22 protein-coding genes, 2 tRNA genes and 1 pseudogene are annotated in these 21,909 nt (G+C 65.1%); 14 read left to right on the top strand and 11 right to left on the bottom strand.

Going from position 1 to position 21,909, the window contains the following annotated elements; all coding sequences use genetic code 11:
• Nucleotides 1-46 precede the first annotated feature (46 nt).
• The 8 genes from ACNQVK_RS37170 to rpmH form a co-directional block, all read right to left on the bottom strand.
• Nucleotides 47-1,090 (bottom strand): ParB/RepB/Spo0J family partition protein, encoded by a 1,044-nt coding sequence (locus tag ACNQVK_RS37170; protein WP_418033892.1) that lies wholly within the window; start codon nt 1,088-1,090, stop codon nt 47-49.
• A 61-nt stretch (nt 1,091-1,151) separates the two neighbouring features.
• The gene (locus ACNQVK_RS37165) at nt 1,152-2,138 is read right to left on the bottom strand and encodes a ParA family protein (protein ID WP_418033890.1); all 987 of its coding nucleotides are present in this window, start codon (nt 2,136-2,138) and stop codon (nt 1,152-1,154) included.
• 2 nt (nt 2,139-2,140) lie between these two features.
• Nucleotides 2,141-2,857: a 16S rRNA (guanine(527)-N(7))-methyltransferase RsmG gene (rsmG, locus tag ACNQVK_RS37160; RefSeq protein ID WP_418033888.1), complete on the bottom strand. Its 717-nt coding sequence runs from the start codon at nt 2,855-2,857 to the stop codon at nt 2,141-2,143.
• A 58-nt stretch (nt 2,858-2,915) separates the two neighbouring features.
• Nucleotides 2,916-3,464, bottom strand: coding sequence for a protein jag (locus tag ACNQVK_RS37155; protein ID WP_418033886.1), 549 nt, complete (start codon nt 3,462-3,464; stop codon nt 2,916-2,918).
• A 39-nt stretch (nt 3,465-3,503) separates the two neighbouring features.
• Nucleotides 3,504-4,532: a membrane protein insertase YidC gene (gene yidC / locus ACNQVK_RS37150; RefSeq protein ID WP_418034582.1), complete on the bottom strand. Its 1,029-nt coding sequence runs from the start codon at nt 4,530-4,532 to the stop codon at nt 3,504-3,506.
• 43 nt (nt 4,533-4,575) lie between these two features.
• Nucleotides 4,576-4,929, bottom strand: coding sequence for a membrane protein insertion efficiency factor YidD (gene yidD, locus ACNQVK_RS37145; RefSeq protein WP_418033884.1), 354 nt, complete (start codon nt 4,927-4,929; stop codon nt 4,576-4,578).
• Nucleotides 4,926-5,282, bottom strand: a complete 357-nt coding sequence (gene rnpA, locus ACNQVK_RS37140; RefSeq protein WP_273733986.1) for a ribonuclease P protein component — start codon at nt 5,280-5,282, stop codon at nt 4,926-4,928. Before rnpA ends, yidD begins: the two co-directional genes overlap by 4 nt.
• Before the next feature lie 21 nt (nt 5,283-5,303).
• Entirely contained in the window at nt 5,304-5,447 is a 144-nt protein-coding gene (gene rpmH, locus ACNQVK_RS37135) for a 50S ribosomal protein L34 (RefSeq protein ID WP_055119217.1), read from the bottom strand.
• A 512-nt stretch (nt 5,448-5,959) separates the two neighbouring features.
• Between rpmH and dnaA the strand changes: the two genes are divergently transcribed.
• From dnaA to ACNQVK_RS37070, 13 genes are all read left to right on the top strand, one after another.
• Nucleotides 5,960-7,492 carry a chromosomal replication initiator protein DnaA gene (gene dnaA / locus ACNQVK_RS37130; RefSeq protein WP_418033882.1) on the top strand — a complete coding sequence of 511 codons (1,533 nt, stop codon included), beginning with the start codon at nt 5,960-5,962 and terminating at the stop codon, nt 7,490-7,492.
• Nucleotides 7,493-8,114: 622 nt separating this feature from the next.
• Nucleotides 8,115-9,308 carry a DNA polymerase III subunit beta gene (dnaN, locus tag ACNQVK_RS37125; RefSeq protein WP_044514324.1) on the top strand — a complete coding sequence of 398 codons (1,194 nt, stop codon included), beginning with the start codon at nt 8,115-8,117 and terminating at the stop codon, nt 9,306-9,308.
• A gap of 25 nt (nt 9,309-9,333) precedes the next feature.
• A complete protein-coding gene (gnd, locus tag ACNQVK_RS37120; protein ID WP_418033880.1) occupies nt 9,334-10,227 on the top strand; it encodes a phosphogluconate dehydrogenase (NAD(+)-dependent, decarboxylating) in 894 nt (297 codons plus the stop codon).
• Between the two features lie 11 nt (nt 10,228-10,238).
• Nucleotides 10,239-11,393 (top strand): DNA replication/repair protein RecF, encoded by a 1,155-nt coding sequence (gene recF, locus ACNQVK_RS37115; RefSeq protein WP_418033878.1) that lies wholly within the window; start codon nt 10,239-10,241, stop codon nt 11,391-11,393.
• Nucleotides 11,390-11,968, top strand: coding sequence for a DUF721 family protein (locus ACNQVK_RS37110; protein WP_418033876.1), 579 nt, complete (start codon nt 11,390-11,392; stop codon nt 11,966-11,968). Before recF ends, ACNQVK_RS37110 begins: the two co-directional genes overlap by 4 nt.
• Before the next feature lie 210 nt (nt 11,969-12,178).
• Entirely contained in the window at nt 12,179-14,191 is a 2,013-nt protein-coding gene (gene gyrB / locus ACNQVK_RS37105; RefSeq protein ID WP_273733983.1) for a DNA topoisomerase (ATP-hydrolyzing) subunit B, read from the top strand.
• An 11-nt stretch (nt 14,192-14,202) separates the two neighbouring features.
• On the top strand, nt 14,203-14,484 hold the full coding sequence (locus ACNQVK_RS37100) for a putative quinol monooxygenase (RefSeq protein ID WP_049924818.1): 282 nt from the start codon (nt 14,203-14,205) through the stop codon (nt 14,482-14,484).
• Nucleotides 14,485-14,579: 95 nt separating this feature from the next.
• Nucleotides 14,580-17,084, top strand: a complete 2,505-nt coding sequence (gyrA, locus tag ACNQVK_RS37095) for a DNA gyrase subunit A (protein ID WP_044514334.1) — start codon at nt 14,580-14,582, stop codon at nt 17,082-17,084.
• Nucleotides 17,085-17,136: 52 nt separating this feature from the next.
• Nucleotides 17,137-18,030: a DUF3566 domain-containing protein gene (locus ACNQVK_RS37090; RefSeq protein ID WP_418033874.1), complete on the top strand. Its 894-nt coding sequence runs from the start codon at nt 17,137-17,139 to the stop codon at nt 18,028-18,030.
• Between the two features lie 56 nt (nt 18,031-18,086).
• Nucleotides 18,087-18,160: transfer RNA gene (locus ACNQVK_RS37085), tRNA-Ile, on the top strand.
• A 154-nt stretch (nt 18,161-18,314) separates the two neighbouring features.
• Nucleotides 18,315-18,387, top strand: a tRNA-Ala gene (locus ACNQVK_RS37080).
• Nucleotides 18,388-18,510: 123 nt separating this feature from the next.
• Complete coding sequence (locus ACNQVK_RS37075) at nt 18,511-18,978, top strand: SRPBCC family protein (protein ID WP_418033872.1); 468 nt, start codon at nt 18,511-18,513, stop codon at nt 18,976-18,978.
• A 202-nt stretch (nt 18,979-19,180) separates the two neighbouring features.
• Nucleotides 19,181-19,795: a hypothetical protein gene (locus ACNQVK_RS37070; RefSeq protein ID WP_418033870.1), complete on the top strand. Its 615-nt coding sequence runs from the start codon at nt 19,181-19,183 to the stop codon at nt 19,793-19,795.
• 22 nt (nt 19,796-19,817) lie between these two features.
• On the opposite strand, the gene cwsA is transcribed toward ACNQVK_RS37070, so the two are convergent.
• The gene (gene cwsA / locus ACNQVK_RS37065) at nt 19,818-20,216 is read right to left on the bottom strand and encodes a cell wall synthesis protein CwsA (RefSeq protein WP_418033868.1); all 399 of its coding nucleotides are present in this window, start codon (nt 20,214-20,216) and stop codon (nt 19,818-19,820) included.
• A 125-nt stretch (nt 20,217-20,341) separates the two neighbouring features.
• On the opposite strand from cwsA, the pseudogene ACNQVK_RS37060 reads away from it, so the two are divergent.
• Nucleotides 20,342-20,883, top strand: a pseudogene (locus ACNQVK_RS37060) (peptidylprolyl isomerase).
• Nucleotides 20,884-20,958: 75 nt separating this feature from the next.
• On the opposite strand, the gene ACNQVK_RS37055 reads toward ACNQVK_RS37060, so the two are convergent.
• Entirely contained in the window at nt 20,959-21,375 is a 417-nt protein-coding gene (locus ACNQVK_RS37055; protein WP_418033866.1) for a PH domain-containing protein, read from the bottom strand.
• A 155-nt stretch (nt 21,376-21,530) separates the two neighbouring features.
• Nucleotides 21,531-21,815 carry a cell division protein CrgA gene (crgA, locus tag ACNQVK_RS37050; protein ID WP_044514345.1) on the bottom strand — a complete coding sequence of 95 codons (285 nt, stop codon included), beginning with the start codon at nt 21,813-21,815 and terminating at the stop codon, nt 21,531-21,533.
• Nucleotides 21,816-21,909 lie beyond the last annotated feature (94 nt).

Below are 21,909 nucleotides of genomic sequence, written 5' to 3'. Positions count from 1 at the left end.
ATGTGTCACAGTGACGGAACAACCTGGTGTCGTTGGTCGTGGGCTCTCAGTGCTCTTCGGCGCTCATAATGTCGACAATGCGCTGAAGGTCGTCCACGGACCCGAACTCCACCACAATCTTGCCTTTCCGTTTGCCGAGACTGACCGTGACGCGGGTATCGAAGGCTGACGAGAGCCGCTCAGCAACGTCCTGCAGTCCCGGCATCTGAATCGGCTTGCGCCGGGGAGCCGGTGGTGCGGTGTTTCCGTCGCGGTTGGCCAGCGTCACGGCTTCCTCGGTGGCCCGCACCGACATCCCTTCGGCCACGATCCGGGCGGCGAGCTCCTCCTGCTTCTCCGCTCCCCCCTCCAGGGCAAGCAGTGCTCGCGCGTGGCCCGCGGAGAGCACCCCGGCCGCGACTCGACGCTGCACGGGGATCGGCAGACGCAGCAGACGGATCATGTTGGAGATGAGCGGCCGCGACCGACCGATCCGGGCGGCAAGTTCATCGTGGGTGACTTCGAACTCGTCGAGTAGCTGTTGGTAGGCGGCGGCCTCCTCCAGCGGGTTGAGCTGGACCCGGTGGATGTTCTCCAGCAGCGCGTCGCGCAGCATGTTGTCGTCACCGGTCTCGCGGACGATCGCCGGGATTGTCTCCAGGCCGGCCTGCTGGGCGGCGCGCCAGCGTCGTTCCCCCATCACCAGCTGGTAGTGGGACTGGCCGTTCTCCTCGACTGCGCGGACCACGATCGGCTGCATCAATCCGAACTCACGGATGGAATGCACCAGCTCGTTCAGCGCCTCTTCGTCGAACACCTGGCGGGGCTGACGCGGGTTCGGCTGAATCAGGCTCGGGTCGATCTCGCGGTAGGTCGCTCCGACATCACTGCTGAGGACCGGGTCAGCACCATCGGGTCCGGCGGACGGCGTGGCAGTCGGCGGTGTCCCCGAATCCCCCGGCGTGGACGGCGGGCCACCGAGCAGAACGTCAGCTGCGGTGGCGCCGATCCTGGGGCTCAGGGCGTCGGTGCCGTCCTCAGCAGGACCGGTCGGAATGAGGGCTGCCAGTCCCCTGCCGAGGCCACTCCGCTTCCGTACCGGCTGATTCATGGTCGTCTCCTGCTCATTGCTGCCGTCCGCTGTCTGTCTGCTGGCTGTCGGTTACTAGCGTCTACTGCCCGCGGGGCGGTGCCCCACGCTCTGCGATCTCCCGGCTCGCGTCGAGATAGCTCAACGCGCCACGGGAACCCGGATCGTAATCGAGGATCGTCATCCCATATCCGGGCGCTTCCGATACCTTCACGCTTCGCGGGATGACCGTGCGCAACACCTTGTCGCCGAAGTGCTCTCGCACGTCGTCGGCGACCTGATCCGCCAGTTTGGTCCGCCCGTCATACATCGTCAGTATCACGGTGGACACCGACAGCTCCGGGTTCAGATGCGCCTTCACCATCTCGATGTTGCGCAGCAGCTGCCCCACACCTTCGAGCGCGTAGTACTCGCACTGGATCGGGATCAGCACCTCGGGCGCGGCCACCAGAGCGTTGATGGTCAACAACCCGAGGGACGGCGGGCAGTCGATGAACACGTAGTCGAAGTTGTGGTTGGCCAAGGCCGCAAGCGCGGCCCGCAGCCGTCCTTCGCGCGCCACCATGCTGACCAGTTCGATCTCGGCGCCGGCCAGATCGATCGTCGCGGGAATGCAGAACAACCGGTCGCTGTGCGGGCTCTGCTGGAGAGCTTCCTCCACCGGGATCTCTCCGATGAGGACCTCGTACGAGGACGGGGTCCCGGGACGGTGCTCGATGCCGAGAGCCGTGCTGGCATTGCCCTGCGGATCGAGGTCGATCACCAAGGTCCGCAACCCCTGCAGTGCGAGGGCCGCGGCGACGTTCACCGCCGTGGTCGTCTTGCCGACGCCGCCCTTCTGATTCGCGATCGTGAACACGCGCTGACGTGACGGCCGCGGAAGCTGGCCGTGCGATGTGTGGAGCACGCGCGTCGCCTGCTCCGCCTCCGCCGCTATCGGGGTGTCCATGCTGGCGTCCGTGGACCACGGGGTGCCGCCCTTGTTGTTCCATGTTTCACGTGAAACCGTTTCACGTGAAACGGCGGGCGTAGCAGCCGCACCAACGGCTGCCTGCCGATCAGAACCCATCCTCATCTCCTGCCCGATCTCCCCCGCGACCCGGAGGCTCTGCCCGTTGACCGGTTGCCCGGTCTCACCGCTTCGCGCCGTACGGCGACGACGGTTACGGGCGGGTTCAAATAGTTCACGCCACATTTCACCACCCTGGCATCGACTGCACCCAGGGAAGCCATCACACGCCGATGCTCTTCAATCTCAGCCTCGGCGCGCTCGCCTTTGAGGGCGAGCATCCTTCCGTCGACGCGAAGCAGCGGCATGCTCCAGCGCGTCAACTTGTCGAGCGACGCGACCGCACGCGACGTCACCACATCCAACTCGCCCACCGATTTGCGAACCTCGGCGTCTTCGGCCCGACCACGGACCACCGTCACATCGAGCCCCAATTCATCGACCACTTCGCGCAGGAACTCGCTGCGACGCAGCAGCGGCTCGATCAGCGTGACATGTACATCGGGGCGCGCCAGGGCCACGGGAACACCCGGGAGGCCGGCGCCGCTGCCGATATCGCCGACGCGCTCATCGGGAGCCAGGAGCTCACCGAGAGCGGAGCTGTTGAGAATGTGTCGATCCCAGAGCCGGTCCACTTCCCGCGGACCGATCAGACCCCACTCGACACCGGCACCGGCCAGAATCGCCGCGTACCGTTCGGCAGTCTCCAGACGATCTCCGAAGACCCCCGCCGCGGCGTCCGGTGCCGCGGGGACCGGTCCATGTTTCACGTGAAACATCCTCCGCACTCCCTACGGCACCGTCGCCGCAAACGAACTACACCTTTGTAACTAAACCTCAGCCAAGCAGAACGACGACGCGTCGCGACGGCTCCACGCCCTCGCTCTCGCTGCGGACACCGTCCACCGCAGCCACCGCGTCGTGAACGATCTTCCGCTCGAACGGCGTCATGGGAGCCAGCTCCTCACGCTCGCCCGACTCCAGCACGCGGCGGGCCACCTTGTCACCCAACGCGGCGAGCTCATCGCGACGACGACGACGCCACCGCGCGATGTCCAGCATCAGCCGGCTGCGCTCGCCGGTCTTCTGATGCACGGCCAGCCGGGTCAACTCCTGGAGAGCGTCGAGCACCTCTCCCTTACGCCCGACCAGCTTGCTCAGATCGCCGCCGCCGTCGATGCTCACGACCGCCCGGTCCCCCTCGACATCGAGGTCGATATCCCCGTCGAAGTCCAGCAGGTCGAGCAGCTCCTCGAGGTAGTCGCCGGCGATCTCGCCTTCCGCGACGAGTCGCTCCTCCAGGTCGTCCTCGCTCTTCGGCGCGGACTGGGTGTCCTCCTCCAGCTCTGCGCCGGGCTCGGTCTCGGTCGTCTGTGCGTCCGTCATATCCGTCTTCTCCCTACTTGTAGCCAGTGTGAGAACTGGTCACCGTTTCCGCTTCTTGGGGCGTGCACCGGGCTTGGGCGTGCGACTCACGCTCGGCCCTGCCGATCCACCTGCCGTGTCGCTCTGATCCTCGCTCTGCGTCACCTTCGCGTCTGCCTCGGCGCCCGCCACATCACCGGTAACCGCCGCGCTCGCAGCGTCGGTCTTACGGGCCTTGTTGGGCTTGGCGCCAGGGGCGGGTGCATTCGCGGAGCGGCGTTCCAGCGCCTCGGCCTTCTTTGCCTCTTCTTCCTTCTCGATCATCCCGAACACGTAGTGCTGCTGGCCGTAGGTCCAGATGTTGTTGGACAGCCAGTAGATGATCACGGCCAGCGGCAGGAACGGTCCACCGACCACCACACCGAGCGGGAAGACGTAGAGCGCGAGCTTGTTCATCATCGCGGTCTGCGGGTTGGCGGCGGCCTCCACGCTCTGGCGAGCCACCGAGGCGCGGCTGTTGAAGTGCGTCGCGATGCCGGCCAGGATCATGATCGGCACACCGACCAGGACCACAGAGAGCCGGTTGAATTCGGTGAATGCCTCGAGCCCGTGCTGCTGCACCATCGTCGCGCCGAGCGGTGCGCCGAACAGGTTCGCGTCGAGGAAGTGGCTGACATCGGTCGCGCTGAAGACGTAGTTGGCCAGGCTGCGGTTCTCCTCCACCGACAACCCCAGCCGGCCGATGCCGGTCTGCGTCCGGTTGAAGGACATCAGCACGTGGTACAGGCCCAGGAACACCGGCACCTGCGCCAGCATCGGCAGGCAGCCCAGGATCGGGTTGAACCCGTGCTCGCGCTGCAGCTTCTGCATCTCCAGCGCCATCCGCTGGCGGTCCTTGCCGTACTTCTTCTGTAGCGCCTTGATCTGCGGCTGCAGTTCCTGCATCTGCCGCGTGGTGCGGATCTGCTTGACGAAGGGCTTGTAGAGGATCGCGCGCAGGGTGAACACCAGGAACATCACCGACAGCGCCCAGGCGAAGAAATTCTCGGGGCCGAGCAGGAAGGCGAACGCCTTGTACCAAACCCACATGATCGCCGACACCGGGTAATAGATGATGTCCAGGCTGAACCAATTAAACACGCGACTTGCTCTCCCCTCGCTTCGCTGGGGTGTCCCAGACAAGGTTTTCGGCGGCTATCTCGCCAGACACGGTCTCATCAGACGTGAAGGACTCGTGATCGTGTGGGCACCGGTCCGGGATGGGGTCCCATCCCCCGGGATGCCACGGTCCGCATTTCAGCAGTCGGATCAACGTCAGCCACCCGCCGCGGATCAAGCCGTATTCGGTGAGGGCGTCGACCGCGTACTGACTGCAGGTCGGGATGAACCGGCACGACGGCAGTCGAAGCGGAGAGATGGTGTGACGGTAGAGCTGAATCAGGAAGATCGCACCGCGGGCAGCACCGGCACCCGCCCTGCGAATCATGGGGTCGTCCTGCGCCGCGCCTCCAGGCGCTCGAGAGCGCGCTGCAACTGCTGCTCCAGCCGCGACGACGGCGCTTCACTACTGCCCGCACGAGCCCGGATCACCACCAGGTCGGTGGCATCCAGTTGCGGTATGACGGTGCGGGCGACATGACGCAGCCGCCGCGACACCCGATGACGTTCCACGGCGTTACCGACGGCCTTGGACACGATCAGACCGACCCGCGGGCCGGTAGCGTCCGTTCCCTCGTGTAGCGCGTGTACGACAACATCAGGTTGGACTGCACGCGCGCCACGACTGACGGTGGCACTGAACTCCGCGGACCGCCTCATCCGGTATCGAGCCGGAAGCACCGCGCTAGATCCTGCGTCGTATCACGCAGTAAGTGCGCGACGGCCCTTGCCACGACGGTTGGCGACAATGGCGCGGCCGGCGCGCGTGCGCATCCGCAGCCGGAACCCATGCACGCGCGCACGGCGGCGGTTGTTGGGCTGGTAAGTCCGCTTGCCCTTGGCCACGGCAATCTCTCCTTGTTCCATTTGGCACCCGCACCCGACGACACCGAAGTGCCGCCGAAACGCGGTTACCGTGCAAGCTCGGTTTAAGCTCGTCCGTCGTGCTTTACTAACCGGCGCATTCTCCGGAACCTCCCGGGCGCAGCCGTACCGCCACGTGCGGGCGACTGCTCGAGGGTACTGATGAGATTTCCCTCGGTCAAACCTGCGCTGACCCGCTTACCTGGACTGCTTCCGATGTTGCAGAACTGTTGGCACATCGAGAGAAAACTGTTAGCTTCTGGCAATGCCGTTCCGAGCCTGGACCGGCGCCGGAAAATAAAATGAGGACGTCGCTCCGCGGTGCAGCTTCACAGCACGTGACGAACCCGGCCCCGACGCTCTCACAACAGACACAGAGCGACGACGACTGTCCTTTCTCCACAAGCTGTGGATAAATATGTGGACAGTTCGTCATCGTTCTTTTTGGTCGTCACCGGGTCGACCTCGATGCACCTCAAAGGGGGAAACGGTCGTTGACAGCGGACCCCGACCCACCATTCGTCGCCGTCTGGAACAGCGTCGTCGCCGAGCTCAACGGCGACCGCGGTGCAGAGTCCGGTCCCGCGGGTGATTCAGCCGCACCCCAGCTGACCCCTCAGCAAAGAGCCTGGCTCAAGCTGGTGGAACCGCTCGTGATCGCCGAGGGCTTTGCTCTGCTCTCCGTTCCCACCACGTTCGTCCAGAACGAGATCGAACGTCATCTCCGCGAGCCCATCATCAATGCGCTCAGCCGCAAACTGGGCCAACGCGTCGAGCTCGGTGTGCGCATCGCCACACCCTCCGAGGAATCCGCGGACTCCGCCTCCGAGACGGCTGACTCGGCCGGTGATGTCGCGCCGGAGAGCGCCTCCGCGGAGCCGGCCGCCGACGCCGACGAGATCGACGACGACCGGGCCGCCAAGGTCAGCGCCGAGGAAAGCTGGCCGACCTACTTCAGTAGCCCGCAGCGCGACTCGACGGTCAGCGATGACAACGCGGTCAATCTGAACCGGCGCTACACCTTCGACACCTTCGTCATCGGTGCGTCCAACCGCTTCGCCCACGCCGCGACGCTCGCCATCGCCGAGGCGCCCGCCCGGGCCTACAACCCGTTGTTCATCTGGGGTGAATCCGGCCTCGGCAAGACGCATCTGCTGCACGCGGCCGGAAACTATGCGCAACGTCTCTTCCCCGGCATGCGCGTGAAGTACGTCTCCACAGAGGAATTCACCAACGACTTCATCAACTCGCTCCGTGACGACCGCAAGGCCTCGTTCAAGCGCAGTTACCGCGACATCGACATCCTGCTCGTCGACGACATCCAGTTCATCGAGGGGAAGGAAGGTATCCAGGAAGAGTTCTTCCATACCTTCAACACCCTGCACAACGCCAACAAGCAGATCGTCATCTCCTCGGACCGGCCGCCCAAGCAGCTGGCCACGCTCGAGGACCGGCTCCGGACCCGCTTCGAGTGGGGCCTGATCACCGATGTTCAGCCGCCCGAGCTCGAGACCCGCATCGCGATCCTGCGCAAGAAGGCGCAGATGGATCGTCTGGACGTGCCCGATGACGTGCTCGAGCTCATCGCCAGCAGCATCGAACGCAACATCCGCGAGCTCGAAGGTGCGCTGATCCGTGTCACCGCCTTCGCCTCGCTGAACAAGACCCGGATCGACAAGTCGCTGGCCGAAGTCGTGTTGCGCGATCTGATCGCCGACGCCACGACCATGCAGATCAGTACGGCCGCGATCATGGCGGCCACCGCCGAGTACTTCGAGACCACCGTGGAGGAACTGCGCGGCCCCGGCAAGACGCGGGCGTTGGCTCAGTCCCGGCAGATCGCCATGTATCTGTGCCGCGAGCTCACCGACCTGTCGCTGCCCAAGATCGGCCAGGCATTCGGGCGCGATCACACCACGGTCATGTACGCGGAGAAGAAGATCCGTGGCGAGATGGCCGAGCGACGCGAGGTTTTCGACCACGTGAAGGAACTAACCACCCGGATTCGTCAGCGCGCCAAGCGCTGAATCCCCCGCTGTATCTCTCCCTGACCGCTCGAGACGACACTCGATCGGGGCTCAGTCGTGCCGCCGTGCCCCCGCCCTATGCCTCCGGCGTCTCACATCGTGGTCTCTTCAGGCCCGTCCGGCGAAAAATCTTGTAACAACTTCCGCCTCATTGCGCCTCACAAGTCACAGCCGACCGCTGTGGATACGGCTGTGCACAACCTGCGGGCAAACCACGGGATGAATGACAAAGTCATCCACACTCACCGTTCTGTCCACACTCGAGCGCCGATCCATCCACCGGTCTCCACAGCGGACTAACATTGCGACACACCGACGGTGCAGGGCAAACACCCGTTCATCCCCAGTTTTCACAGCCCCTAATACTGTTACTCAAATATCTTCTAAGAGTTCTTTCTAGAAGAAGGGCCTTGGGGACACCGAGCGGACCTCCCGTCCGATCGGGCTCGAGACGCCGGGATGTCACCCCGATCGATTAGCTTTCAAGTTGATGCGGAAAGCTCTACGGTGGTTCATCGACAGCGGTTTCCAGCTTTGTCATTCAGCGTCAGGCTGCATGGTGAGGTTTTGGGAAGACGCTGGTAGAGCTCGTTATGGGGATCATCGAAGGGGCGCATAGCACGTGGCGACGACGACGGCTGGGCTGACCGACTTGAAGTTCCGCGTGGTGCGTGAGGACTTCGCGGACGCGGTGGCCTGGGTGGCCCGCAATCTGCCGACCCGGCCCACCATCCCGGTGCTGGCCGGCGTCCTGCTGACCGGCACCGACGACGGCCTGACCATCTCCGGCTTCGACTACGAGGTTTCCGCCGAGGTTCGTGTCAGTGCCGAAATCGCTTCTCCTGGAAGCGTTTTGGTGTCGGGACGACTGCTGTCCGACATCACCAAGGCGTTGCCAGCCAAGCCGGTCGAGCTCAGCGTCGAGGGCACTCGAGTGGCGCTGACCTGTGGCAGCGCCCGGTTCTCGCTGCCGACTCTGGCTGTCGAGGATTACCCCGCGCTCCCGACCCTGCCCGAAGAGACCGGCGTGGTGTCGTCGGATCTGTTCGCAGAGGCCATCGGCCAGGTCGCGGTCGCGGCGGGCCGTGACGACACCCTGCCCATGCTGACCGGAATCCGGGTCGAGATCTCCGGTGAATCAGTGGTTTTGGCGGCGACCGACCGCTTCCGGCTCGCCGTGCGTGAGCTGACCTGGGAAACAAGCGCCAGCGACATCGAAGCGGCCGTGCTGGTGCCGGCGAAGACGCTGGCCGAGGCGGCCAAGGCGGGCACCGACGGCAATCAGGTGCATCTGTCGTTGGGCTCCGGTGCGTCGGTCGGCAAGGATGGCCTGCTCGGTATCCGCAGTAACGGCAAGCGCAGCACCACCCGCCTGCTCGATGCGGAGTTCCCGAAGTTCCGTCAGCTGCTGCCGAGCGAGCACACCGCGGTGGCCACCATCGGGGTCGCCGAGCTCACCGAGGCGATCAAGCGCGTTGCGCTGGTGGCCGACCGGGGTGCCCAGATCCGCATGGAGTTCGGCGATGACGTGCTCCGGCTGTCGGCCGGCGCCGATGATGTGGGCCGGGCCGAGGAAGATCTGCCGGTCGAGTTCGCCGGCGACCCGTTGACCATCGCGTTCAACCCGACCTACCTGACCGATGGGTTGAGCTCGCTGCATTCCGACCGCGTTACGTTCGGTTTCACCACGCCGAGTCGTCCCGCAGTGTTGCGGCCCACGAGCGAGGATGGTGGTAGCGGAGGTGGTTCGGGTCCGTTCCCGGCCGCCAAAACCGATTACGTCTATCTGTTGATGCCGGTACGCCTTCCCGGCTGACCGGCCCGGGCTAGAGAGGGCGCACATGCAACTGGGGTTAGTCGGCCTGGGCAAGATGGGCTTCAACATGCGCGAGCGCCTGCGCACCGGGGGCCATGAGGTCGTGGGCTATGACCCTCGCCCCGAAGTGAGTGACGTGGCCAGCCTCGAGGATCTGGCCGGCGCGCTCGAGGCGCCGCGAGTCGTCTGGGTGATGGTGCCGTCGGGCACGGTGACGCACCAGACCATCGGCGAACTCGCCGAGGTGCTGAGCCCCGGTGACTTGGTGATCGACGGTGGCAACTCCCGTTACACCGAAGACGGTCCGCACGCGAAGTTGTTGGGCGACAAGGGAATCAACTTCATCGATGCCGGTGTGTCGGGTGGCGTCTGGGGTCTGCACGAGGGTTACGGGCTGATGGTCGGAGGCAGTGACGCCGACGTGGCTCGAGCCATGCCGATCTTCGACACGTTGCGTCCCGAAGGCGACGTGGCCGACGGATTCGTCCATGCAGGCCCGGTGGGCGCGGGTCACTACGCCAAGATGGTGCACAACGGCATCGAATACGGCCTGATGCACGCCTATGCCGAGGGATACGAACTGCTGGCGGCCGAGGAACTGATCACCGATCCGCAGGCGGTGATCCAGGCCTGGACGAACGGCACCGTGGTGCGGTCGTGGCTGCAGCAGCTGCTGGCCAAGGCGCTCAAGGAGGATCCCGGTTTCTCCGCGATCAGCGGGTACACCGAGGATTCCGGGGAAGGCCGCTGGACCGTGGAGGAGGCCATCAGTCATCGGGTTCCGATGCCGGTGATCGCGGCGTCGTTGTTCGCCCGGTTCGCCTCGAGGCAAGAGGACTCCCCCACCATGAAAGCCGTCTCGGCCCTGCGTAACCAGTTCGGTGGACATGCTGTGCACCGGATCAGTGAGTCCGGTTAGGCGCAATTCCGATGTATGTCCGTCACCTGGGACTGACCGACTACCGGTCCTGGGCAAATGTCGAGCTCGAGCTCGAGCCCGGCCGCACGGTATTCGTCGGATCGAACGGTTTCGGCAAGACGAATCTCGTTGAGGCGCTGTGGTATTGCGCCACGCTGGGTTCGCACCGGGTGGCCTCCGATGCGCCTCTGATCCGGGCCGGTGCGCCGCGCGCGATCGTCTCGAGCATCGTGGTCAACGAGGGACGGGAACTGGCGGTCGATCTCGAGATCACCAGTGGCCGGGCCAACAAGGCCCGGCTGAACCGGTCGCCGGTGCGTTCGCCCCGCGAAATCCTCGGGGTGTTGCGCGCGGTGTTGTTCAGCCCGGAGGACCTGGCGCTGGTCCGGGGTGATCCCGGAGAGCGTAGGCGGTACCTCGATGAGCTGGCCACCACCCGCCGGCCGACCATCGCGGGGATCCGTGCCGACTATGACAAGGTCGTGCGCCAGCGCACCGCGCTGCTGAAAACTGCTGCCGGAGCACGTTATCGGGGCGACCGCAGTGTCTTGGACACCCTCGACGTGTGGGACGGGCACCTCGCCACGCATGGTGCCGCGCTGATCGCCGCGCGTATCGCGCTGGTCGAGCAGCTGCACCCGGAGGTCCAGAAGGCCTACCAATTGTTGGCGCCGTCCAGCAGGCCCGCGGCCATCAAGTACCGCAGCAGCGTGGAGGCGATCGAGACCGCACCGGGTCCGGAATCGGTGGAGTTCTACGAGGCGGCGCTGCTGGACGGGCTGGCCCGGCGCCGCGATGCGGAGTTGGATCGTGGAGTCTGTCTGGTGGGTCCGCATCGCGACGATCTCGAGCTGTGGCTGGGTGATCAGCCGGCCAAAGGCTTTGCCAGCCATGGTGAATCGTGGTCGATGGCGCTTGCCCTGAGGTTGGGGGCCTATGAATTGCTGCGTTCGGACGGTGTCGATCCGGTGCTGTTGCTCGACGATGTCTTTGCCGAACTGGACACCTCGAGGCGGCAGGCCCTGGCAGCGGTGGCCGGTGAGGCCGAACAGGTTCTGGTGACCGCGGCGGTCGGTGAGGACATCCCGCAGGACTGGTCGGTCAACCGCGTCGAGATCAGGATGACCGAAGGCGACCAGGGACGGATATCGGTGGTGCAGTCATGACGAACGATCGCGCAGAATCCTCCGATCCGACCCCCGCGGTGTCGCCGGAGGATCTCAGCCGTATGCGCGGCATGGATCTGGTGCGGCGGACCCTGGAAGAGGCTCGAGGCGCGGCCCGCAGCCAAGGTAAGGATGTCGGCCGCGGTCGTAGCGCCCCGGTGCGCCGGGTCGCGGGCAATGCCGGTCGCCGACGGAGCTGGTCGGGCCCCGGGCCCGATGTCCGTGATCCGCAGCCGCTCGGTGCGGCGACCCAGGACCTGGCGAAGGTGCGGGGCTGGTCCTCGAGGGTTGCCGAGGGTTCGGTGTTCGGCCGGTGGCGAACAGTGGTCGGCGACCAGATCGCCGACCATGCCAACCCGACCGCCTTGAACGAGGGCGTGTTGACGGTGTCGGCGGAGTCCACCGCGTGGGCCACCCAGCTGCGGATGGTGCAGTCCCAGCTGCTGGCCAAGATCGCCGCCGCGGTCGGCGACGGTGTGGTGAGCTCGCTGAAGATCGTGGGCCCGGTCGGCCCGTCGTGGCGGAAGGGCCGGTATCACGTGGCCGGCCGCGGTCCCCGCGACACCTACGGTTAGGACTGCGCTGAGAACCCCGAGACGCGCAAAATGGATCTCCTCAAGCGTCCGGAGGCACCGATACCCGAGAAATTCCGCGCACGGCGCAGTTAGATAGGTGGAAACGCCGCTACAGAGTCGGCCCTGTACGTGTCGACCGGTAGACTGTGGCGAGATCTGCAGGGCGGTGACGCAACCACCTCCCGCGAACCCCAAGGAGACGCGTCCGACGTGGCTGCCCAGAATCAGTACGGTGCCGACTCGATCAAAGTGCTGGAAGGCCTCGAAGCTGTACGTAAACGCCCCGGCATGTATATCGGTTCCACCGGGGAACGCGGCCTGCATCACCTTGTGTGGGAGGTCGTCGACAACGCGGTAGACGAGGCGATGGCCGGGTTCGCGACCAAGGTCGACGTCCGCATTCTCGAGGACGGCGGTGTGCAGGTCACCGACGACGGGCGAGGCATCCCGGTCGCCATGCATGCCACCGGTATCCCGACGATCGATGTCGTGATGACCGTCCTGCACGCCGGCGGCAAGTTCGAAGAGGGTGCCTACCAGGTATCCGGCGGTTTGCACGGCGTCGGCGTCTCGGTGGTCAACGCGCTGTCCACACGGCTGGAAGCCGATGTCCGTACCGACGGGCACGAGTGGTTCCAGACCTATGACAATTCGGTCCCCGGCACCCTGCGACAGGGTGAGAAGACCAAGGAGACCGGCACGACCATCCGGTTCTGGGCCGATCCGAACGTCTTCGAAACCACGGTGTACGACTTCGAGACCATCGCCCGGCGTCTGCAGGAGATGGCCTTCCTCAACAAGGGTCTGACCATCGAGCTCACCGACGAACGGGTCACCAAGGACGAGATCGTCGACGAGGTGGTCGCCGACACCGCCGCCGCGCCGAAAACCGCGGAAGAGACCGCCGCGGAGGCCGCCGCACCCCACAAGGTGAAGCACCGGACCTTCCATTACCCCGGCGGTCTGGTCGACTTCGTCAAGCACATCAACCGCACCAAGACCGCGATCCAGCCCAGCGTCATCGATTTCGACGGCAAGGGCACCGGCCACGAGGTCGAGATCGCGATGCAGTGGAACGCCGGATACTCCGAGTCGGTGCACACGTTCGCCAACACCATCAACACGCACGAAGGCGGCACTCACGAAGAGGGTTTCCGCTCTGCGCTGACCACCGTGGTGAACAAGTACGCCAAAGACAAGAAACTGCTCAAGGACAAGGATCCGAACCTCACCGGCGACGATATTCGCGAGGGGTTGGCAGCGGTCATCTCGGTCAAGGTCGCTCAGCCGCAGTTCGAGGGCCAGACCAAGACCAAGCTCGGTAACACCGAGGTCAAGTCGTTCGTTCAGAAGATCTGCAACGAGCAGCTGACCCACTGGTTCGAGGCGAATCCCGCCGAGGCGAAAACCGTGGTGAACAAAGCGGTCTCGTCGGCGCAGGCGCGTATCGCCGCACGCAAGGCGCGCGAACTGGTCCGGCGCAAGAGTGCGACCGACATCGGCGGCCTGCCGGGCAAGCTGGCCGACTGCCGCTCGACCGATCCGAGCAAGTCCGAACTGTATGTGGTGGAGGGTGATTCGGCCGGCGGCTCGGCCAAGAGTGGACGGGACTCGATGTTCCAGGCCATCCTGCCGCTGCGCGGAAAGATCATCAACGTCGAAAAGGCCCGTATCGACCGGGTTTTGAAGAACACCGAAGTCCAGGCCATCATCACCGCACTGGGCACCGGTATCCATGACGAGTTCGACATCAGCAAGCTGCGGTATCACAAGATCGTGTTGATGGCCGACGCCGATGTGGACGGCCAGCACATCTCAACCCTGTTGTTGACCCTGTTGTTCCGGTTCATGAAACCGCTGGTCGAGCATGGGCACATCTTCCTGGCGCAGCCGCCGCTGTACAAGCTCAAATGGCAGCGGCAGGAACCGGAGTTCGCCTACTCCGACCGTGAGCGGGACGGCCTGCTCGAGGCAGGCAAGGCGGCGGGCAAGCGGATCAATGTCGACGACGGTATCCAGCGTTACAAGGGTCTCGGCGAGATGGACGCCAAGGAACTGTGGGAGACCACCATGGATCCGTCGGTGCGGGTATTGCGTCAGGTGACGCTTGACGATGCCGCTGCTGCCGACGAGCTGTTCTCGATCCTGATGGGCGAGGACGTCGAAGCACGGCGCAGCTTCATCACGCGTAACGCCAAAGACGTTCGTTTCCTGGACGTTTAGGCGGACAACTGATGCACACAGCATTCATCCGGGTCAAGGTCGCCCCAGATGCCGCAGATCGCGCCGCGGACGCCATGCGCACTCTGGTCGAACCCACCATGGCCGAGCCGGGCTGCATCACCTACGAGTTCTATCGGGATCTTGAGGACCCGTCGTTGTTCCTGTGCTTCGAACACTGGGACTCCCGGGAGTCGATGGATGCGCACGGAACCACACCGCATGTCGCAACCTTCCTGACGGAGCTGGGACCGCTGATCGAAAAGTGGGAGTACAACCACACGGCGGCGCTGTGAACCCGAGGACCCACCTGCCATGCGCGCCACCGTAATTCACGTTGCGTCCAGATGGCCTTTGACCGCATCACGCCGAGCCAACGAGCGAGGAACTCATGACTGACACCACGTTGCCACCCGGCGACGGAACCTCTGACCGCATCGAACCGGTCGACATCCAGCACGAGATGCAGCGCAGCTACATCGACTACGCCATGAGCGTGATCGTCGGCCGCGCCCTCCCCGAGGTGCGTGACGGTCTCAAGCCCGTGCACCGCCGCGTGCTCTACGCGATGTACGACTCCGGCTTCCGCCCCGACCGCAGCCACGCGAAATCAGCGCGGTCGGTGGCCGAGACGATGGGTAACTATCACCCGCACGGTGACTCGTCGATCTACGACACCCTGGTCCGGATGGCCCAGCCCTGGTCGTTGCGCTACCCATTGGTCGACGGCCAGGGCAACTTCGGCTCGCCGGGTAACGATCCCGCCGCCGCCATGCGTTACACCGAAGCCCGGCTGACGCCGCTGGCCATGGAGATGTTGCGGGAAATCGACGAGGAGACAGTCGAATTCATCCCCAACTACGACGGCCGGGTGCAGGAACCCACGGTGCTGCCCAGCCGGTTCCCCAACTTGCTGGCCAACGGTTCGGGCGGTATCGCCGTCGGCATGGCCACCAACATCCCGCCGCACAACCTGCGGGAGTTGGCCGAGGCCGTGTACTGGTGCCTCGAGAACCACGAGGCCGACGAAGAGGCCACCCTCGCCGCGGTGTGCGAGCGGGTCAAGGGCCCGGACTTCCCCACCTCAGGCTTGATCGTCGGATCCCAGGGCATCCATGACGCCTACACCACCGGCCGCGGCTCCATCCGGATGCGCGGTGTGGTGGAAATCGAAGAGGACAGCCGCGGCCGCACCGGCATCGTCATCACCGAACTGCCGTACCAGGTCAACCACGACAACTTCATCACCTCGATCGCCGAGCAGGTGCGCGACGGCAAGCTGGCCGGCATCTCCAACATCGAGGACCAGTCCAGCGACCGCGTCGGTCTGCGAATCGTGGTGGAGCTCAAGCGCGATGCCGTCGCGAAGGTCGTGCTGAACAACCTCTACAAGCACACCCAGCTGCAGACCAGTTTCGGCGCCAACATGCTGTCGATCGTCGACGGGGTGCCGCGCACACTGCGCCTGGACCAGATGATCCGGTACTACGTCGCACACCAACTCGACGTCATCGTCCGGCGCACCCGGTACCGGTTGCGCAAGGCGAACGAGCGGGCCCACATCCTGCGCGGACTGGTCAAGGCCCTCGACGCACTCGACGAGGTGATCGCCCTGATCCGGGCGTCGCAGACCGTCGAGATCGCCCGGGCCGGCCTGATCGAGCTGCTCGACATCGACGAGATCCAGGCCCAGGCCATCCTGGACATGCAGCTGCGCCGGTTGGCTGCCCTGGAACGGCAGAAGATCGTCGACGATCTGGCCAAGATCGAAGCCGAGATCGCCGACCTCGAGGACATTCTGGCCAAGCCGGAACGGCAGCGCGCGATCGTCCGCGATGAGCTGGCCGAGATCGTCGAGAAGCACGGTGACGACCGCCGGACCCGCATCATGCCGGCCGACGGCGAGGTCAGCGACGAAGACCTGATCGCCCGCGAGGATGTGGTCGTCACGATCACCGAGACCGGGTATGCCAAGCGGACCAAGACCGACCTCTACCGCAGCCAAAAGCGCGGCGGCAAGGGCGTGCAGGGCGCCGGGCTCAAGCAGGACGACATCGTCAACCACTTCTTCGTCTGCTCGACCCACGACTGGATCCTGTTCTTCACCACGCAGGGCCGCGTCTACCGGGCCAAGGCCTATGAGCTGCCGGAGACCTCACGCACCGCGCGCGGTCAGCACGTCGCGAACCTGCTGGCCTTCCAGCCGGAGGAGCGGATCGCCCAGGTCATCCAGATCAAGAGCTACGAGGACGCGCCGTATCTGGTGCTCGCCACCCGCAACGGCCTGGTGAAGAAGTCCAGGCTGGTCGACTTCGATTCGAACCGTTCCGGCGGCATCGTGGCGATCAACTTGCGTGACGGTGACGAACTGGTCGGTGCGGTGCTGTGCTCGGCCGACGACGACCTCCTGCTCGTCAGTGCCAACGGCCAGTCGATCCGGTTCTCGGCGACCGATGAGGCGCTGCGGCCGATGGGGCGGGCGACCTCGGGCGTGCAGGGCATGCGGTTCAACGAGGACGACCGGCTGCTGTCCCTCAATGTGGTCCAACCGGACACATATCTGCTGGTCGCGACGGCCGGCGGCTACGCCAAGCGCACCGCGATCGAGGAATACACGGTTCAGGGCCGTGGCGGCAAGGGCATCCTGACGATCCAGTACGACCGCAAACGTGGCAGTCTGGTCGGAGCGCTGATCGTCGATGACGAGACGGAGCTGTACGCCATCACTTCCGGTGGTGGTGTCATCCGGACCGCCGCACGTCAGGTTCGCAAGGCCGGGCGTCAGACCAAGGGTGTCCGCTTGATGAACCTGGGCGAGGGCGACACACTGATTGCGATTGCGCGCAACGCCGAGGAGGACTCGGATGCGGATGGCGAAGAGTCCGACGAGGCGTGACGCTGTCGCCGGGGCCCGCCGCGGACCTCGGCCCGAGCTAAGGAGCTGTTAGGTGAGTTCACCGAGCGAGCCGGGGTACCCGCGAGCGGGCGACCGGCCGGGCAGCTCCAACGGCTCGGGTACCGGGACCGCCGCCGGGGCCGAGAGCGCCTCGTCCACGAGCAAGGCGGGCGGGGCCCAGGCCCGGCCTGCGGGCGGTCAGATCACCGAAACCGGTGAGGTGCCGCCGTGGCAGCGTGGGTCGGCGATGAGCACACCGCCGCCGGCCGCGGAGTCTCGCGACGAAGGCGCCCGTACGCCGGGCTCCCACTCCCCCGGTGTGGAAGCCCGTCTGCAGCGCTTCGTCGCCGGTACGGAGAACCAGGAGACCGAACAGCAGCCTCGGCCGGCTCGGCCGGCCCCGGCTGCCGCGCGCAACGAGCCGGTGCGGTCCGAGGCCTACGCGAGTGAGATCCCTGACCTGTCCGGCCCGTCGCCGCGACCGGCCCCACGCAAGGCGCCCGCCGAAACCGCGGCCGCCAGATCCTCGAGCAACACCCCGACCACCCGGATCCAGGTCGGCAACCGCGCCCCGCATCAGGGGCCGGTCCGGGCGAGCATGCAGATCCGCCGGGTCGACCCGTGGACTGTGCTGAAGGTCTCACTGGTGCTGTCGGTGGTGTTGTTCTTCGTGTGGATGATCGCGGTGGCGTTCCTCTACCTGGTGCTCGGCGCCATGGGCGTGTGGAGCAAGCTCAACAGCAACGTCGGCGACCTTCTGACCAGCGCCAGCGGCTCCTCAGGAGGCGAATTGGTGTCCAGCGGAACGATCTTCGGCGGGGCGGCGCTCGTCGGCCTGGTGAACATCGTGGTGCTGTGCGCGTTGGCGACCATCGGCGCGTTCATCTACAACCTGACCACCGATCTGGTCGGCGGGGTCGAGGTCACGCTGGCCGACAGGGATTGATTTGGGAGTCTGCGCCTCGGTGCGGTAATCTCTGCGCTCGGTCGATCCCAATTTTCGGGCCTATAGCTCAGGCGGTTAGAGCGCTTCGCTGATAACGAAGAGGTCGGAGGTTCGAGTCCTCCTAGGCCCACGACACCCGGTGTAGCCGGTGATCACCGAGAGGTTGCGCCCATGCGGTATCTGCTTCTGGCCGGCGCCGCAGCGGTCGCGGTGATCGTCTGGCGATCACGACGCGGTGAAGAGGTTTGGCACGACCTGGAGATTCCAGCGTCGCCGCCAGATACGGGGCCTTAGCTCAGTTGGTAGAGCGCTGCCTTTGCAAGGCAGATGTCAGGAGTTCGAATCTCCTAGGCTCCACAATTCGAAAAGTCATGAGCGGTTCCGATGCTGGCCATCGGAGCCGTTTTTTCGCGTTAAGGGCCGAACAATGCCGGCATGGTGAAATCGAGTGCCGACGGTCAAGAGGAGCGGACAGACACAATGACCCAGCTTGAGTTCTCCGAGTCCATACACATCGCGGTTTCGCCAGCGGAGCTGTACGAGATCGTGTCCGACGTGACGCGCACCGGCGAATGGAGCCCGGTGTGCAAAGAGTGCTGGTGGGACGAAGGTGCGACCGGCCCGCAGGTGGGCGCGTGGTTCATCGGACGCAACGTCCAAGCTGAGCGTGAGTGGCAGACCCGTAGTCAGGTGGTGACCGCCGAACCGGGGCGCACGTTCGTCTGGGAGGTCAACGGCGGCTGGGTGCGATGGGGCTACACACTGGAGCCGGAAGCCGCAGGTACCCGGCTCACTGAGTCCTGGTCATTTCTGGAGCGCGGCATCGCCGGTTTCCGGGAACGCTTCGGCGAGACCGCCGACGCTGAGATCGGCGCGCGCAGCGAATCGGCATTGACCGGCATCCCGGTGACGCTTGCCGCGATCAAGGCGGTTGCCGAGAACGCGTAGTCGCGCGGGGGTGTCGAAATCACCGAAACAAGAGCATGTTTCGTGCCGGGCAGGCGTGAACAGCGGGCCTTCGGCCGGTCGCCGTCGTAACCGCGCGGGTGCGGCACTTGCACAGTACGCTCAGGAAGTTCCCAGGGACGGCACGTCCCGGTCCGGGATGTCCACACCCGTGTCGCGCGAATGCGCAAGAGGGAGAACGCTTATGAAGCGACCTGTCGTTGTCGGCCTGGCTGTCCTGGTGATGGGTCTGGCCGGGTGTGGTTCGGAGAGCGCATCTGAGCCGGCGTCCAGTCCGGGCTCCAGTTCGGTTGCGGCAGCAAGCGACGAGCAGCAGATCCGCGACCTGATCGACCAGGAACAAGCCGCAATAGCCGGCTTCGACTTCGACAGGATGGCCGAGCTGACCTGTGCCCAATACCGGGACGCTGTCCTGAGCCAGCCTGACACCATGTTCCCGCCGCTCAGCGAGGCCGGGACACCTGAGGAACTGGCTGCGAAACCGGCGGATGCGCTGACCGTCGCGCTCAAACAGCAGTACCCCACCGCATCGGACGCCACCATCGGCGAGCTCGTCGACGCGCTGATCCGATACGACGAGCCGGCCTACAAGGCAGCCAACCTCGAGATTCTTCGGCAGACGACCACGGTGAGCATCGACAAGGTGGAGAACGTCAAGGTCACCGGGGACACCGCCACAGCCGATCTCACCACGACATGGCGATCAGGCGACAAGCCACCGGCGACCAATACCCAGTCCAACACCTTCCTCAAAGAGGACGGTCAATGGGTGGACTGCCAGGACCCGTCGTCGGAATAGCCCGCCGAAATAGGCGCCCGCGCTAGGGCTTCGGGCTGACCTCGACGCTCGGCGGCAGCGGTGAGGGCTCGGGCCGGGCGGACCGCCGCAGGATCGAGAACGTCACTGCCCCGCCGGCCAGGACCGCCGCGGCGACCCCGGCAATCACCAGCCGGCGCGTACGCCGCTTGGGCTGTGGCGCTGCGGCGGCCTCCTGCAGTACCTCGGGCAGCGCGGCCACGGTTGCCGCGGCCGCGGCAATCTGACGGCGCAGCTTGCCCGACTGGTAGCGCTTGCGCAGACCGGCTGCCGCGGCGGACAGCGTGTCGGCACTCAGACCCACCACGCCGCGGGTCACATCGACCGGACCGACGGTGCTGTATTTCAAACCGCGGGCTAGACGCTGACGGGGGGCCAACCGGGTATCGACGTTCGCGGTCATCTGGCACCTTTCTGGGCACTGGCGGCGGAGGTGAGTGAGGCCGGGTGTCGGCTGAGATCCACATTGCCATCTCTGTGCAAGTCTCGGGGTGTTGGTGGGGTATCTGCCGGTTGCCCGTGGCCGGGATGGCAGACTGGGTAGCCGTGACGAGCCCCATTCAGACCGCGACGGCGACACTGCACACCAACCGCGGCGATATCAAGATCGCACTGTTCGGAAACCACGCTCCCAAGACCGTGGCCAACTTCGTCGGCTTGGCGCAGGGCACGAAGGACTACAGCACCGAGAATGCCTCGGGTGGCACGTCAGGTCCGTTCTACGATGGCGCGGTCTTCCACCGGGTGATCGACGGCTTCATGATCCAGGGCGGCGATCCGACCGGCACCGGCCGTGGCGGCCCGGGTTTCCAGTTCGCCGACGAGTTCCACCCCGAGCTGCAGTTCGACAAGCCGTACCTGCTGGCCATGGCCAACGCCGGGGCACCAACGGATCCCAGTTCTTCATCACGGTCGGCCAGACGCCGCACCTGAACCGGCGCCACACCATCTTCGGTGAGGTCGTCGACCCCGAGTCGAAGAAGGTTGTCGACGCCATCGCGTCCACCCCCACCGATCGTTCCGACCGTCCGGCCGAGCCGGTTGTCATCGAATCGGTCACCGTGTCATAGCGGGCCCAACCCCGCACCTACAAATGCGCGACGCCCCCGACTACGGGGGCGTCGCGTGTTGTGTGGGGTCTGTTTTCACCGCGGCGCGAAACCGGCCTCGGTGAGCACGTCCAAGACGTCGAGCGGGTCTGTACCGAGGTCCCACCGCGTGAGGACCACCAGGTGATCGTCGACCGTGTCGATCTCCAGCAGGCGGACCTTGCGGGCGATCCGGCGGAACTCGGTGATGCGGATCGCCCGGATGTCATTACGGCGATATATGCGGGTGCGCCACCAGCCGGCGACCGTGAGACAGTCTTGGTTAATTGCCAGTTTGGGTCGTGCCCGCCACGACAATGTTGCGAACGTGAGCAATCCCACCCCAGCTATGCCGGCAAGAACACGTCCGGGCGGGTCTGTGATCAGGGTCACAGCTGCGATAGCCATCATAAGTCCGGCTATGCCGCAACCAGCGACTCCGGCAGCAGGTGGGCCCCAATGAGTTTGCTGCACGGGCTCTTCACACCCTCTTACCGCGACTAATGGAGTTATCCACAGGTGCTATCCCCAATGGGGATGAATCACAACGATGTGATTGAGCATCGCCAAGGTTGCTGAACCGGTAACGCTGAAAACGTAAGATGAATTCATTATGACGTCGCCCGGGGTCAGCGCCAGCGCATCGTGAGCAACAGCCCACTGATCATGAAGGCAAAGGCGACGGCGTAGTTCCACGGACCCAGGTCAGCCATCCACTGAAGGAAGGACGGAGTGTCCACCGGATTGGTTGCGGCCAGCTGGAAAACCAGCAGCCAGATGAGACCGAACAGCATGAGGCCGATGAACAGCGCGACGAACCACACACTTGACGGCCCGGCTTTCACCTTGACCGGGGTCCGGCTCACCGACTTGATGGTGAAATCGTTCTTCTTACGGACTTTGGACTTGGGCATGGGTACCTTCGCGGACAGTCGGCGTCACACGGTGCGACGATGAGGCAGGATGCCTCACGAGCCTAACGTAGCTGCACGTCCAGGAGAGACTGCG

It is taken from the genome of Mycobacterium sp. 134, assembly GCF_048282715.1.
In the GTDB taxonomy this organism is placed as follows: Bacteria; Actinomycetota; Actinomycetes; order Mycobacteriales; family Mycobacteriaceae; genus Mycobacterium; species Mycobacterium septicum.
This window is presented reverse-complemented; position numbering and strand designations above follow the sequence as displayed.

Coding starts and splice junctions, on each gene's coding strand:
- ACNQVK_RS37170 (WP_418033892.1), bottom strand. CDS start 1,090: ATGAATCAGCCGGTACGGAAGCGGAGTGGCCTCGGCAGGGGACTGGCA.
- ACNQVK_RS37165 (WP_418033890.1), bottom strand. CDS start 2,138: ATGGGTTCTGATCGGCAGGCAGCCGTTGGTGCGGCTGCTACGCCCGCC.
- rsmG (WP_418033888.1), bottom strand. CDS start 2,857: ATGTTTCACGTGAAACATGGACCGGTCCCCGCGGCACCGGACGCCGCG.
- ACNQVK_RS37155 (WP_418033886.1), bottom strand. CDS start 3,464: ATGACGGACGCACAGACGACCGAGACCGAGCCCGGCGCAGAGCTGGAG.
- yidC (WP_418034582.1), bottom strand. CDS start 4,532: ATGTGGGTTTGGTACAAGGCGTTCGCCTTCCTGCTCGGCCCCGAGAAT.
- yidD (WP_418033884.1), bottom strand. CDS start 4,929: ATGATTCGCAGGGCGGGTGCCGGTGCTGCCCGCGGTGCGATCTTCCTG.
- gnd (WP_418033880.1), top strand. CDS start 9,334: ATGCAACTGGGGTTAGTCGGCCTGGGCAAGATGGGCTTCAACATGCGC.
- recF (WP_418033878.1), top strand. CDS start 10,239: ATGTATGTCCGTCACCTGGGACTGACCGACTACCGGTCCTGGGCAAAT.
- ACNQVK_RS37110 (WP_418033876.1), top strand. CDS start 11,390: ATGACGAACGATCGCGCAGAATCCTCCGATCCGACCCCCGCGGTGTCG.
- ACNQVK_RS37100 (WP_049924818.1), top strand. CDS start 14,203: ATGCACACAGCATTCATCCGGGTCAAGGTCGCCCCAGATGCCGCAGAT.
- gyrA (WP_044514334.1), top strand. CDS start 14,580: ATGACTGACACCACGTTGCCACCCGGCGACGGAACCTCTGACCGCATC.
- ACNQVK_RS37075 (WP_418033872.1), top strand. CDS start 18,511: ATGACCCAGCTTGAGTTCTCCGAGTCCATACACATCGCGGTTTCGCCA.
- ACNQVK_RS37070 (WP_418033870.1), top strand. CDS start 19,181: ATGAAGCGACCTGTCGTTGTCGGCCTGGCTGTCCTGGTGATGGGTCTG.
- cwsA (WP_418033868.1), bottom strand. CDS start 20,216: ATGACCGCGAACGTCGATACCCGGTTGGCCCCCCGTCAGCGTCTAGCC.
- crgA (WP_044514345.1), bottom strand. CDS start 21,815: ATGCCCAAGTCCAAAGTCCGTAAGAAGAACGATTTCACCATCAAGTCG.